Source organism: Nocardioides panacis (assembly GCF_019039255.1).
In the GTDB taxonomy this organism is placed as follows: Bacteria; Actinomycetota; Actinomycetes; order Propionibacteriales; family Nocardioidaceae; genus Nocardioides_B; species Nocardioides_B panacis.
Genome location: NZ_CP077062.1, coordinates 3,168,142 through 3,181,577, shown reverse-complemented (window position 1 = coordinate 3,181,577; position 13,436 = coordinate 3,168,142). Strand labels below are relative to the sequence as shown.

Below are 13,436 nucleotides of genomic sequence, written 5' to 3'. Positions count from 1 at the left end.
CGCGGTTCCGGGTAGACAGTGGTCGTGACCTCCACCTACCGCCTCCAGCTCCACGCCGGCTTCACCTTCGCCGACGCCGAGGGCGTGGTGCCCTACCTCGCCGACCTCGGCGTCAGCCACCTCTACCTCTCCCCGGTGCTGCAGGCGGTCCCCGGCTCGATGCACGGCTACGACGTGCTGGACCACGACCGGATCAGCGAGGAGCTCGGCGGCGAGGCGGGCCTGGTGGCGCTGGCCGCGACCGCCCGCCAGCACGGCCTGGGCATCGTCGTCGACGTGGTGCCCAACCACATGGCCCTGGTCGCGCCGGAGAGCAGCAACGCCCCGCTGTGGGACGTCCTCGAGCACGGCCGCGACGCCGCGCACGCGCACTGGTTCGACGTCGACTGGGACGCGCTCGAGGGCCGGATCGGCCTGCCGGTGCTGTGGGAGCCGCTGGCCGACGTCCTGGCCAAGGGCGACCTGCGGCTCGGCGAGGAGAACGGCGGCCGGGTGCTGCGCTACCACGACCACGTGTTCCCGGTCGCCGCCGGCACCTGGGACGGCGACCCGGGCGCCGCGGTGGCCGCGGTGCTCGCGCAGCAGCACTACGTCCTGGCCGGCTGGCGCGAGCGCGACGAGGTGCTCAACTACCGCCGGTTCTTCGACGTGGACAGCCTGATCGCCGTGCGCGTCGAGCTGCCCGACGTCTTCGACGCCACCCACCGGGTGCTGGTCGACCTCAACCAGCGCGGGATCGTCGAGGGCTACCGGATCGACCACCCCGACGGCCTCGCCGACCCGGAGGGCTACCTCGAGCGGCTGCGCGCCGCGCTGCGTCCGGGCACCGCGATCTGGGTGGAGAAGATCCTCGAGGGCGACGAGACGCTGCCGGAGTGGGCCTGCGACGGCACCACCGGGTACGACGCCGCCAAGGTGGTCTCCTACGCCCTGATCGACCCGGCCGTCGCCCCGGCCCTCCAGCACGCCTGGGAGGAGACTGGCGGGGACCCGTCCCTGGAGCGGGTGATCGCCGACTCCAAGCGGCAGGTGGTCGCCGACGTCCTGGTGCCCGAGCGCCGCCGGCTGGTCCGGCGGGCCGCCGACGCGCTGCCCGAGGTGGACCCCGCCCGGCTCGAGGAGGCGGTCGTCGAGCTGCTGGTGGCCTGCGAGGTCTACCGCGCCTACGTCCGGCCCGGGACCCCGACCGAGGAGCTCGCCCGCACCCGGATCCAGCACGCCGGCGACACCGCGGGCGCGGCCCGTCCGGACCTGAAGGACGAGATCGCGCAGCTCGTCGGGCTCGCCACCGGGGACACCGACAGCGAGGCGGCCCGGGACTTCGCCGTCCGCCTACAGCAGACCTGGGGCCCGGTGATGGCCAAGGGCATCGAGGACACCGCGTTCTACCGCTGGCACCGCCAGGTCGGCCTCAACGAGGTCGGCGGCGACCCCGACCTGCTCGAGAGCGCCTCCGCCGACCTGCTGCACCGGTGGGCCGCGCACCAGCAGCAGCACTGGCCGCTGGGCATGACCACGCTGTCCACCCACGACACCAAGCGCAGCGAGGACGTCCGGGCCCGCCTGGTCGCGGTCGCCGGGGACGCCGAGTCCTGGCAGCGCTGCTCGGAGGAGTTCGCCGCCGCGGCCCGCAAGCGCGGCGTCGACCTGCCGACCGCGCACCTCGTCTGGCAGACGCTCGCCGGGATCGGGGACATCGACGGCGAGCGGCTCAAGGGCTACCTCGTCAAGGCGATGCGGGAGTCCAAGCAGCGCACGTCGTGGCTGGACTCCGATCCGGAGTACGAGGCCCGCGTGCTGGAGCTCGCCGCCGACGCCAACGGCCACGGCCGGCTCGCGGCGCTGGTCCGCACCGCCGTCGACCACAACGCGACGGCGGTCCGGGCGATGGTGCTCGGCCAGAAGCTCCTCCAGCTGACGCTGCCCGGGGTGCCCGACACCTACCAGGGCTGCGAGCTGGTGGACCTGTCACTGGTGGACCCCGACAACCGCCGCCCGGTCGACTACGACGACCGCCGCGCGCGGCTCGCGCACCTGCGCGAGGGCGGCGCCCCCCGCGACCTCGACGACGAGAAGCTCCTGGTCACCCACAAGGCGCTGGCGCTGCGCCGCGAGCTGCGCGACGCGTTCGCCGACGCGGGTGACCACCAGCCGCTGGTCGGCACGTCGCGGCACCTCGTCGGGTTCGTCCGCGGGGGAGAGGTCGCGGTGCTCGCCACCCGCGCCGCCAAGCGGCTCGAGGTCGTCGGCGGCTGGGAGGGCGCGACGTTCGCGCTCCCCGAGGGGCTGTGGCGCGACGAGCTGACCGGGAGCCTGCACGGCGGCGCCGAGAACAGCTGCGCCGACGTGCTCGCGGACTACCCCGTGGCGCTGCTGCGACGGGTGCACCGCGCGTGACCCCGGCGATCTGGGCCCCGCGCGCCGGCACCGTCGAGCTGGTGCTCGACGGCGCCCGGCACCCGCTGCGCCGCGGCGACGGCGGCTGGTGGCACGGGGACGTCGAGGTCGCCGACGGCGACCGCTACGCATTCTCCCTGGACGGCGGCGACCCGCGCTCCGACCCGCGCGGCGTCCGGCTCCCCGACGGCCCGCACGGCCCGAGCGCGCACGTCGACCTCCCGTCGTACGCCTGGGGCGACGGTGACTGGCGCGGCGTCGAGCTCGAGGGCGCGGTCGTCTACGAGACGCACGTCGGCACCTTCACGCCCGAGGGCACCCTGGACGCCGCCGTCGCGCGGCTGCCCTACCTGGTCGACCTCGGCGTCGACGTGGTCGAGCTGCTGCCGCTGGCGACCTTCCCGGGCGCGCACAACTGGGGGTACGACGGCATCTCGCCCTGGTCCGTGCACGAGGTGTACGGCGGTCCCGTCGCGCTGCAGCGCTTCGTCGACGCCGCGCACGCGCACGGCCTCGCGGTCTGCCTCGACGTGGTCTACAACCACCTCGGTCCGGACGGGAACTACCTCGGCGAGATCGGGCCCTACTTCAACGACGCCTACGAGACGCCGTGGGGGCAGGCGCTCAACCTCGACGGCCGCGACAGCCACGAGGTGCGGCGCTGGGTGCTCGACAACGTCCAGCTGTGGCTGCGCGACTTCCACGTCGACGGCCTGCGGCTCGACGCCGTGCACGAGCTGCACGACGCCACCGCGGTGCCGCTGCTCGAGGAGATGTCCCGGGAGGTCGACGCCCTGGCCGCCCGCACCGGCCGCACGCTGTGGCTGGTCGCGGAGACCGACCGCAACGACCCCGGCACGGTCACCCCGCGCGGCTCCGGCGACGCGGTCGCCGGGCTCGGGGTGCACGCGCAGTGGTCCGACGACGTGCACCACGCGCTGCACGTGGCGCTGACCGGCGAGACAGGTGGCTACTACGCCGACTTCGCCGACCCCGGCGCGCTGGCCAAGGTGCTGCGCACGCCGTTCTTCCACGACGGCACGTTCTCCACGTTCCGCGGGCGCCCGCACGGCCGCCCGGTCGACGCCGGCACCGTCCCCGGCTGGCGGTTCGTGGCGTCGTTGCAGACCCACGACCAGATCGGCAACCGCGCCCAGGGCGACCGGCTGTCCGGCGCCCAGCTCGGCCTCGACCCCGGCCTGCTGGCCTGCGGGGCGGCGATCCTGCTGACCTCGCCGTGGACGCCGATGCTGTTCATGGGCGAGGAGTGGGGCGCCCGCACCCCCTGGCAGTTCTTCACCGACCACACCGACCCCGGCATCGCGGCGGCCACCGCGGCCGGCCGCAAGGCGGAGTTCGGCTCGCACGGCTGGGACGAGGACGACGTCCCGGACCCGCAGGACCCCGAGACGTTCCGCCGCTCGCGGCTCGACTGGTCCGAGCCCGAGCAGGAGCCGCACGCCCGGCTGCTGCGGTGGTACCGCGACCTGATCGCGCTGCGCCGGGCCCACCCCGCGCTGCGGGACGCCGACCTGGGGCGCACCGACGTCGCGTGGTCCGACGGGCGGCTGCGGACGCGTCGCGGTGACTGCCTGGTGCTGGTCAACCTCGGCGACCGGCCCTGGACCTGCCACGACGTGCCGGGCCGGGTGCTGCTGGGCTGGGAGCCGGACCTGGCCGTGCACGCCGGGGTGATCGACGTACCCCCGCGGAGCGCGGTCGTGCTGGGCTAACGCGGGCCGACCGAAGGCTGACAAAGGCCGACATGAGGGGTGACAGCCGGGGTGCCGCGTGGCATCTTGTCTGCTTGCAGAGTGCAATCTGCATCCCCTCCTCCTCGGAAGGTCTCACCCATGTCCCCGTCCCGTTCGCGGCGGTCGCTGACCGCGTTCGCGTCGGTCGCCGCGCTGGCCACCCTGGCCACGCTCGGCTTCCAGTCCTCCGCCGTCTCCCACGGCTTCCACGCCGTGGCCGCGCCGCCGGCCAGCCCGACCAGCGCCGACCAGATCCAGAACATCGACCAGGTCCGCACCGCGATCAAGGCGTACTACGGCGACACGCTGACCACCACGGCCGACCCGGTGCCGAACTCGGTGGACGGCAAGGACAACGCCCTGCACGTCGCGTCGCCGACCGGCGCCTACGCCCGCGAGATGGCCCGGCTCGAGAAGTCCGCGGACGGCTACCTCAAGCGGGGTCACGAGCACGGCTCGAAGCACGGCACCGGCAGCAAGGCGATCCTGCTCGACGTGGACGACACGTCGCTGAACACCTACAACTACGAGATCTACAGCAACTTCACCTACAACCCGTCGACCAACGGGTCGTTCGTGGACGCGGCCGCGTTCCCGGCCGTCTTCGGCATGCCCGACCTCGTGGCCTCGGCGCAGAAGGCCGGCTACACGGTCTTCTTCCTGACCGGCCGCCCCGAGTCGCAGCGCGCCGGCACCGAGACCAACCTGAGGAACACCGGCTTCCCGGTGACCGGCACCCCGGTCGGCGCGAACCCCGACAACGTGTTCCTCAAGGACGTCAACCACGCCTGGACCACGTGCGACACGACCGGCGACAACGCCTGCTCGACGATCGAGGTGAAGTCCGAGACCCGCAAGTACATCGAGTCCCTGGGCTACGACATCAAGGCCAACTTCGGCGACCAGCTCAGCGACCTGTCCGGCGGCTACGCCGACAAGACGTTCAAGCTGCCGAACCCGATGTACTACCTGCCCTGACCGGCAGGCGCGCCGCACCCGCCGACGGCGGTCACCCGGTCCGGGTGACCGCCGTCGGCACGTCCACCGGCCACCGGGTTCCGGCGCGGGGGCCGCGCTTGGCACACTGGCCGGATGCTCCTGCCCCGGACCGGTGCGGCTGTCGCGACGGCAGCCCTGCTCGCCGTGTCCGCGTGCGGCGCCGCCGGCCCGGACGGGCCCGACCCGCGCCCCACGAGCTCGGGCGGCAGCTGGAAGCAAGGCGGCAGCAGCGGCACCGGGACCTTCCGGCCGCTGCCCGTGGAGACCGGTTGGGGGCCCTCGCCGGGCGAGATCGATCGGGCCCGGAGCCTGGTGGGCGGGCTCTCCCTGCGCGAGCGGGCCGGCCAGGTCATCGTCGCCTCCTACGGCGGCACCGCCGCGCCCACCGGCCTGGTCCGCCGGCTGCACCTCGGCGGGGTCGTCGCGTTCAGCGAGAACCTCGCCGGCGCCGGGCAGGTCGCCCGCAGCAACCGGGCGCTGCAGCGCTCTGCGGCCCGCGACGGCCGGCGCTGGCCGGTGCTGGTCGGCGTCGACCAGGAGGGCGGCCGGGTGGCCCGCGTGACGTCCGGGGTCACCGGCTTCCCGGCCTTCATGACCGCCGGGGCGGCCGGCGACCCGGGACTGACCCGCGAGGCGTACGCCGCCAGCGGCGCCGAGCTGCTCGGGCTCGGCTTCACCGTCGACTTCGCGCCGGACTCCGACGTCACCGTCGGGCCGGCCGACCCGGCGATCGGCGCACGCTCGGCCGGCTCCTCGCCCGAGCGGGTCGCCGCGCAGGTCACCGCCGCCGTCCAGGGCTTCGCGTCCTCCGGGCTGGTGCCGGTCGTCAAGCACTTCCCGGGCCACGGCTCGGTCACCACCGACAGCCACTACGGGCTGCCGGTCCAGCACCGGTCGCTGGCCGAGCTGCGCGCCCGCGACCTGGTGCCGTTCCGCGCCGCCGTCGACGCGGGCACGTCCGCGGTGATGGTCGGGCACCTCGACGTCCGCGCCGTGGACCCGCGGACCCCCTCGTCCCTGTCCCACGCGGTGGTGGCCGGGCTGCTGCGCGACGAGCTCGGCTTCCGCGGCGTGGCGTTCACAGACTCGCTGCAGATGGCCGCGGTCGCCGACCGGTTCGGCAGCGCCGGATCCGCGGTGCGCGCGCTGCGGGCCGGCGAGGACGTGCTGCTGATGCCGCCGGACCCGCGCGCGGCCCGGGACGGGATCGTGGCCGCCGTACGCGACGGGAGGCTGCCGCAGGCCCGGCTCGACCAGGCGGCCATCCGGATGGTGGCGCTGCTGCTGCACCAGCGCGACCAGGCGCACCGGCCGCGTCCGGCCGGCTCCGGCGGCGACGTGTCGCGGCGGCTGTCGGCGGCGGGGATCACCTCGGTGTCCGGGCCCTGCTCCGGACGGCTCGTCGGCCCGCGGGTGCGGGTGAGCGGCCCGGCGTCCGCAGTGGCCCGGTTCCGCGCGGCCGCCGCGTCGGCCGGCCTGCGGGTGGTCGGTCCGGCCAGGCGCACCGGCAAGCACGCGAAGCGACCGCCGCGGGCCACGACGGTCCGGCTGGTGGACTCCACCGGCGGCCCCGCGCGCGGGGACGTGGTCGTCGCCCTGGACATCCCCTACGTGCTGGGCGGCAGCACCGCCCCGGTCCGGATCGCGACGTACGGCGAGACCCCGGGCGCGTTCGACGCGCTGCTCGCGGTGCTCCTCGGCCGGGCGACGGCTCCGGGCCGGCTGCCCGTCGACGTCGCGGGCGTGCCCCGCGACGGCTGCTGACGCGGACCCGGGTCCTCTGGCAGGGTCGGGGCATGAGCCCGGACGACGTACGCAGGGTGGCGCTGGCGCTCGACGGCGCCACCGAGCGGGACCACCACGGCTTCCCGTCCTTCCGGACCGCCCGGCGGATCTTCGTGACGGTCCCGGATCCCGAGCACCTGCACGTGATGCTCGGCGAGGAGGACATCCGTGCCGCCGTCGCCGAGTGGCCGCGGTGGTGCGAGGAGAAGTGGTGGGGCAGGACCCTCTCGGCGGTCCGCGTCTCGCTGCCGGACTGCGACCCGGCCGTGGTGGCCGAGCTCGTCGAGGACGCCTGGCGGCGGCACTCCTGAGCGCCCCGCCCGGTCGCCCTCAGCCGAGGTCGTAGCCGAGCACCAGCGGGTAGCCGGTCTCGCTGTGCCCGGCGATCTCCAGCGCGGCCTCGCCGCTCAGCCGCTCCAGGCCGCCGGTGCCCATGCCGGGCACGACCGTCGCGGTGCCGCGCACGCCGGTGGCGTCGTGCACCGCCTCGTGCCGCAGCACGCAGGACCCCTCCTGGCCGCCGATCGATCCCTCGAACCGCTCCAGGCCGATCACCAGGTCGTCGCCGTCGCGGTAGCCCATCAGGTACACCAGCGTCGAGGTGCCCTCGACGTCCCCGGAGTAGGTGTACCCGACGGCCGCGCGGGACAGCCCGCGCTTCGGGAAGTACAGCTCCCCGGCCGTCGTCCCCTCGCCGTCGATGTCGGCGTACACCTCCTCGCTCCAGGACGAGACGGTGAACGTGCAGGTCGCCTTCTGTGCATAGCTCATGCCCGAGAAGGTAGTGAGAACCCCGGCCGCCGGTCTTGCACAAACACGCCACCCGGGCCCGGGTCCAGGCCGACCCGGGCCTGGGTTCAGGTTGACCCGGGCCTGGGTTCAGGTCGACCCGGGCCTGGGTTCAGGTCGAGCCGGGCCTCGTGCCTGGCTACCCTCGCGCCATGGACGAGCAGCTCGGCAGACCCGACGCGATCCTGCGTCCCGCCGCGGCGGAGCGGGCGATCAGCGTCGAGCGGGTGGCCGCCGGCCCGGCGCTGGCCGGGCTCGTCGACTACCACTGGTACGTCGGGTGGCGCACCGCCGAGCCGCACCGGCAGCAGGTCGTGCCGCAGCCGCGCATCCACCTCGCCGCGGAGGAGGGCCGGCTGCTCGTGCACGGCATCAGCCGCGAGCCGTTCTTCCGCACCCTGACCGGCACCGGGCACACCATCGGCGTCGCGTTCCACCCCGGCGGGTTCCGGCCGTTCCTGGGCCGCGGCGTCGGCGGGATCGCCGGCACCGTGCAGCCGGCCGGCGACCTGCTCGGCGTCGACGACCGGCCGGTCGCGGCGCGCGTGCTCGGCGACGTCGGCGTCCCGGAGATGGTCGAGGCCCTGGAGGACTACCTCCTCGCGGTCGGCCCGCGCCCGGACCCGGTCGTCGCCGAGGTGCGGGCCCTGGTCGCGGCGGTCGAGCGGGACCGCGGCCTGACCCGCGCCGAGCAGCTCGCCGACCTGGCGACGACGAGCCTGCGCTCGCTGCAGCGGCTGTTCACCGAGTACGTCGGCGTCGGGCCGAAGTGGGTGATCTCGCGCAGCCGGATCCTCGACGCGGCGGCGGTCGCGCACGGCGGCGGGGCGGTCGACTGGTCCGCGCTCGCGACCGAGCTGGGCTTCACCGACCAGGCGCACCTGACCCGCGCGTTCACCTCGGTCGTCGGCACGCCGCCGGCGACGTACCACCGCGAGGCGACCCGCTGACGCGGAGCGCTACTCCGGCCGTCCGGTGACCGCGAGGCCGACGCCCAGCCCGATCATCGAGACGCCACCCAGTGCGCCCATCGCCTCGCCGCGGCGCGGGGAGGCGCCGAACCAGGCGCGCAGCCGGCTGGCGAGCAGCGCCCACACGCTGTCGGACCCCAGCCCGATCCCGAACGCCAGCAGCCCGAGCAGCAGCATCTGCGCCTGCACGTGCCCCGCGCCGCGCTCCACGAACTGCGGCAGCACGGCCGCGAAGATCATGAACGCCTTGGGGTTCGAGACGCCGACGACGAACCCCTGGCGGACCGCCGTACGTCGGGACAGGGGAGCGGCCGGCTCTCCGGTGCCGAGGGTGAGGCCGCGGCGGTGCCGGACGGCCTGCACCCCCAGCACCACGAGGTACGCCGCCCCGACCAGCTTGAGCACGGTGAAGACGGCGATCGACTCCTGCACGACGACGCCGAGGCCGAGCGCGACGAGCACCAGCACCACCAGCAGGCCGAGGCTGTTGCCGAGCACCGTGGACAGCGCGACGCCGCGGCCGTAGGTGAGGGCGCGGCCGATCACGAACACCACGCTCGGACCGGGGATCGCGATCAGCACCAGGGCGGCGACGCCGAAGGCGAGGAGCTGCTCGGGGGAGACCATGCGACGAGTGTCCCCATCAGCGGCCGGCCGGCGCCAGGGGTTATCGACCCGTCACTCCTGCGACGACACACCGGGAGGACCCCTGCACGGGTGACGGGTCGCGTCAGAAGGGGCGGACGAGCAGGCAGGTGCCCTTGCCGGCGACCCTGGTCATCACGATCGTGGCCTCCTGCTCGCCGTGCAGGGACAGCCGCTTGCGGAGCTCCTCGGGCACCACGTCGACGCCGCGCTTCTTGATCGTCAGCCGCCCCACCCCGCGGGCCCGGAGCGCGGCGCGCAGCGGCTTCTCCTTGTAGGGCAGCTCGTCGAGCACCTCGTAGGAGCGGGCCAGCGGGGTGGAGAACGCCTCGTCGCTGGTCACGTAGGCGATGTGCTCGTCGACCAGCCCGCCGTTCACGCCGGCCGCGACCGCGGTCACCAGGCCGGCCCGGATCACCGCGCCGTCGGGCTCGTAGAGGCAGCGGCCGACGGCCCGGACGCCGGGGGAGCCGGGGTCGTCCTCGTCGGTCACGGACACCAGCCCGCCGCCCTTGATCACCGTGGCCCGGCGGCGCGCCGTGGCCAGCTGCGGGGACCACAGCGCGGCCTCCTTGACGTCGCCCTCGTCGGAGACCCACTCGGCCTCGACGCCGTCGGGCAGCAGGGAGTGCGGGATGCCGGGCGCGACCTTGACGCACGAGGGCCGGGCCAGCAGCGCGGTGACGAAGTCCCACGGCGGCGACCAGCCGTCCACGTCGAACACCCGCCCCCGGTCGGTACGACGGGCGGGGTCGGCGAAGACCACGCCGAACCCGGAGACGTCGACGTCCTGCGCGGACGCCACCTGCACCGCCCCGCCGAGCCCGAGGGCGTCGAGGTTGGCCCGGGCCACCGCCACCCGCAGCTCGTCGCGGTCCACGCCCGCGACGGTCAGCCCGGCCCGGGCCAGCGCCACCAGGTCGCCACCGATGCCGCAGCCGAGGTCGAGCACCGAGTCGGGGGCGGCGAACGCGACCCGCGCCGCGCGGTGCGTGGCGACCCGGGACCGGGTGGCCTGCTCGAGGCCCTCGGGGGTGAAGTACATCCGCGCCGCGTCGTCGCCGAGCTTGGCCACCGCCCGGGCCCGCAGGTCGACCTGGGTGAGCGCCGCGGCGGCGTGCTCGGGCGAGACGTCGTGGCGGCGCAGGGCGGTGGCGGTCCGCACCGGGTCGCCGGCGTGGGCGACGTACAGCTGGGTGGCCCGGACCAGCAGCGCCTGGCCGGGCTCGGTCAGCAGCCAGCGGAAGGCGTCGAGGTCCACGCCGTCATCCTGTCAGGCCGGGCCGGGAAGAGACCCGCGGACCCGTCTGGCACTCGTGGCCACCGAGTGCTAGATTTACGTTGGCACTCTCACCTCGAGTGTGCCAGTGCAGGTGGACCCGCGCGACCCCCGCGACGGCGTGCGACGAAGCCGGCACCAAACGTTCTGCAGAAACATCACCCCTCGACAACTTCGAAAGTGGAGGTCGGCATCGTGTCGGTCAACATCAAGCCTCTCGAGGACCGGATCGTCGTCAAGGCCCTCGAGGCCGAGCAGACCACGGCTTCCGGCCTGGTCATCCCGGACACTGCCAAGGAGAAGCCCCAGGAGGGCGAGGTCCTGAGCATCGGTCCGGGTCGCATCGACGACAACGGCAACCGGGTCCCGCTCGACGTCAACGTCGGCGACAAGGTCATCTACAGCAAGTACGGCGGCACCGAGGTCAAGTACTCCGGCCAGGAGTACCTCATCCTCTCGGCGCGCGACGTGCTCGCCGTCATCGGCTGAGCTCAACCGCTTCGTCCGACACCGCCCCGGGCGGCCTGAAATCGTTCGGGCCCCTGGGGTGCATGTCTTAAAGCAGCATTCAAGACCACAGGAAGGTGCATCTACAGATGCCGAAGATTCTGGAGTTCGACGAGAACGCCCGCCGTTCCCTCGAGCGTGGCGTGGACGCACTCGCCAACGCCGTCAAGGTGACACTCGGCCCCAAGGGCCGTTACGTCGTCCTCGACAAGAAGTGGGGCGCCCCCACGATCACCAACGACGGTGTGACCGTCGCCCGTGAGATCGAGGTCGACGACCCGTTCGAGAACCTGGGTGTGCAGCTCACCAAGGAGGTCGCCACCAAGACCAACGACGTCGCCGGCGACGGTACGACGACCGCGACCGTCCTCGCCCAGGCGATGGTGCACGAGGGCCTGCGGGCCGTCGCCGCCGGTGCGAACCCGATGAGCCTCAAGCGTGGCATGGACCTCGCCGTCGAGGCCGTCGGCAACGCGCTGCGCGACGCCGCCCGCGACGTGGACGACAAGGCCGACATGGCTGCCGTCGCCACCGTCTCCTCGCGCGACAAGGTGATCGGCGAGCTCCTCGCCGAGGCCTTCGACAAGGTGGGCAAGGACGGTGTCATCACCGTCGAGGAGTCCAACACCATGGGCACCGAGCTCGAGTTCACCGAGGGCATGCAGTTCGACAAGGGCTACATCTCGCCGTACTTCGTGTCCGACGCCGAGCGGATGGAGGCCGTCCTGGACGACCCCTACATCCTCATCCACCAGGGCAAGATCAGCGCGATCTCCGACCTGCTGCCGCTGCTGGAGAAGGTCATCGCCGCCGGCAAGCCGCTGTTCATCCTGGCCGAGGACGTCGAGGGCGAGGCCCTGTCCACGCTGGTCGTGAACAAGATCCGCGGCACGTTCAACGCCGCGGCCGTCAAGGCCCCGGCCTTCGGCGACCGCCGCAAGGCCATGCTGCAGGACATCGCCACCCTCACCGGTGCCCAGGTCATCTCCCCGGAGGTCGGCCTCAAGCTCGACCAGGTCGGGCTCGAGGTGCTCGGCCAGGCGCGCCGCGTGACGATCACCAAGGACAACACCACGATCGTCGAGGGTGCGGGCGACAAGACCGAGGTCGAGGGTCGCGTCAACCAGATCAAGGCCGAGATCGAGAACACCGACTCCGACTGGGACCGCGAGAAGCTCATGGAGCGCCTCGCGAAGCTGGCCGGCGGCGTCTGCGTCGTCAAGGTCGGCGCGGCCACCGAGGTCGAGCTCAAGGAGAAGAAGCACCGCATCGAGGACGCCGTCTCCGCGACGCGCGCCGCGATCGAGGAGGGCATCATCGCCGGCGGCGGTTCCGCGCTGGTGCACGCCGTCTCGGTGCTCTCCGGTGACCTCGGGCTGACCGGGGACGAGGCGACCGGTGTCCGCATCGTCGCCAAGTCCGCCGACCAGCCGCTGCGCTGGATCGCCGAGAACGGTGGCGTCAACGGCTTCGTCGTCGTGTCCAAGGTCCGCGAGGGCAAGGTCGGTGAGGGCTACAACGCCGCCACCGGCGAGTACGGCGACCTGGTGGCCCAGGGCGTCCTGGACCCGGTGAAGGTGACCCGCTCCGCGCTGGTCAACGCCTCCTCGATCGCGGGCATGCTGCTCACGACCGAGACGCTGATCGTCGAGAAGCCCGAGGAGGAGGACGCCGCCCCCGCGGGCGGCGGCCACGGTCACGGGCACGGCCACTGATCCACAGCACGTGCAGTGACGAACGCCGTCCGGGTGTCCCCGGGCGGCGTTCGTGCGTCCGGCGATGAGTTCTCCGCGCGGCCCCGGTCTCTCCTGGTGACCGCACACCACCAAGGAGAACCAGATGTCGCGCATGATCTTCGTGAACCTCCCGGTGCAGGACCTCGACGCGTCCGTCGACTTCTTCACCAAGCTCGGCTTCACGTTCAACCAGCAGTTCACCGACGAGAACGCCACCTGCATGGTGGTCAGCGAGCAGGCCTGCGTGATGCTGCTGGTCCGGCCGTTCTTCGGCTCCTTCACCACCAAGGACGTCGCCGACGCGTCGAGCGCGACCGAGGTGGTGCTCGCGGTCTCCGCGGACAGCCGCGAGGAGGTCGACACCCTCGTCGACCAGGCGCTCGCCCTCGGCGGCTCGCCGACCAAGGAGCCGCAGGACGAGGGCTACATGTACGGCCGCAGCTTCTACGACCTCGACGGGCACGCCTGGGAGGTCATGTGGATGGATGCCGCCGCCGTCCAGTGACCCGGCGAAGTTTTCACACCCGCAACACCAGCGCAGCACGGGCGGAACCTGCCCCGGCCACCCTGGAGG

At 73.5% G+C, this 13,436-nt stretch carries 12 protein-coding genes; 9 read left to right on the top strand and 3 right to left on the bottom strand.

Going from position 1 to position 13,436, the window contains the following annotated elements; translation table 11 throughout:
• Positions 1 to 24: 24 nt before the first annotated feature.
• The 5 genes from treY (at position 25) to KRR39_RS15450 (ending at position 7,246) form a co-directional block, all read left to right on the top strand.
• Positions 25 to 2,397 (top strand): malto-oligosyltrehalose synthase, encoded by a 2,373-nt coding sequence (gene treY / locus KRR39_RS15470; RefSeq protein ID WP_254185178.1) that lies wholly within the window; start codon positions 25 to 27, stop codon positions 2,395 to 2,397.
• Complete coding sequence (gene treZ / locus KRR39_RS15465; RefSeq protein WP_216938252.1) at positions 2,394 to 4,130, top strand: malto-oligosyltrehalose trehalohydrolase; 1,737 nt, start codon at positions 2,394 to 2,396, stop codon at positions 4,128 to 4,130. The genes treY and treZ overlap by 4 nt, the downstream gene beginning before the upstream one ends.
• 120 nt (positions 4,131 to 4,250) lie before the next feature.
• On the top strand, positions 4,251 to 5,129 hold the full coding sequence (locus KRR39_RS15460; RefSeq protein WP_216938250.1) for an HAD family acid phosphatase: 879 nt from the start codon (positions 4,251 to 4,253) through the stop codon (positions 5,127 to 5,129).
• Between the two features lie 114 nt (positions 5,130 to 5,243).
• Positions 5,244 to 6,914, top strand: a complete 1,671-nt coding sequence (locus KRR39_RS15455) for a glycoside hydrolase family 3 protein (RefSeq protein ID WP_216938248.1) — start codon at positions 5,244 to 5,246, stop codon at positions 6,912 to 6,914.
• Positions 6,915 to 6,946: 32 nt separating this feature from the next.
• Positions 6,947 to 7,246 carry an MmcQ/YjbR family DNA-binding protein gene (locus KRR39_RS15450; RefSeq protein WP_216938246.1) on the top strand — a complete coding sequence of 100 codons (300 nt, stop codon included), beginning with the start codon at positions 6,947 to 6,949 and terminating at the stop codon, positions 7,244 to 7,246.
• Positions 7,247 to 7,265: 19 nt separating this feature from the next.
• Here KRR39_RS15450 and KRR39_RS15445 read toward each other — a convergent pair whose 3' ends face one another.
• Positions 7,266 to 7,706, bottom strand: coding sequence for a DUF3224 domain-containing protein (locus KRR39_RS15445; protein WP_216938244.1), 441 nt, complete (start codon positions 7,704 to 7,706; stop codon positions 7,266 to 7,268).
• Positions 7,707 to 7,876: 170 nt separating this feature from the next.
• Between KRR39_RS15445 and KRR39_RS15440 the strand changes: the two genes are divergently transcribed.
• Entirely contained in the window at positions 7,877 to 8,674 is a 798-nt protein-coding gene (locus tag KRR39_RS15440) for a DUF6597 domain-containing transcriptional factor (protein ID WP_216938242.1), read from the top strand.
• A gap of 9 nt (positions 8,675 to 8,683) precedes the next feature.
• On the opposite strand, the gene KRR39_RS15435 is transcribed toward KRR39_RS15440, so the two are convergent.
• Together KRR39_RS15435 and KRR39_RS15430 are read right to left on the bottom strand one after the other, a co-directional pair.
• Positions 8,684 to 9,322 (bottom strand): LysE family translocator, encoded by a 639-nt coding sequence (locus KRR39_RS15435; RefSeq protein WP_216938240.1) that lies wholly within the window; start codon positions 9,320 to 9,322, stop codon positions 8,684 to 8,686.
• A gap of 103 nt (positions 9,323 to 9,425) precedes the next feature.
• Positions 9,426 to 10,601 carry a class I SAM-dependent methyltransferase gene (locus KRR39_RS15430; RefSeq protein ID WP_216938238.1) on the bottom strand — a complete coding sequence of 392 codons (1,176 nt, stop codon included), beginning with the start codon at positions 10,599 to 10,601 and terminating at the stop codon, positions 9,426 to 9,428.
• A gap of 213 nt (positions 10,602 to 10,814) precedes the next feature.
• Here KRR39_RS15430 and groES point away from each other — a divergent pair, with 213 nt between their 5' ends.
• The 3 genes from groES (at position 10,815) to KRR39_RS15415 (ending at position 13,367) form a co-directional block, all read left to right on the top strand.
• Complete coding sequence (gene groES / locus KRR39_RS15425) at positions 10,815 to 11,108, top strand: co-chaperone GroES (RefSeq protein WP_216942701.1); 294 nt, start codon at positions 10,815 to 10,817, stop codon at positions 11,106 to 11,108.
• Positions 11,109 to 11,215: 107 nt separating this feature from the next.
• On the top strand, positions 11,216 to 12,841 hold the full coding sequence (gene groL, locus KRR39_RS15420; protein WP_216938236.1) for a chaperonin GroEL: 1,626 nt from the start codon (positions 11,216 to 11,218) through the stop codon (positions 12,839 to 12,841).
• Between the two features lie 124 nt (positions 12,842 to 12,965).
• Complete coding sequence (locus KRR39_RS15415; protein ID WP_216938234.1) at positions 12,966 to 13,367, top strand: VOC family protein; 402 nt, start codon at positions 12,966 to 12,968, stop codon at positions 13,365 to 13,367.
• Positions 13,368 to 13,436: the final 69 nt, after the last annotated feature.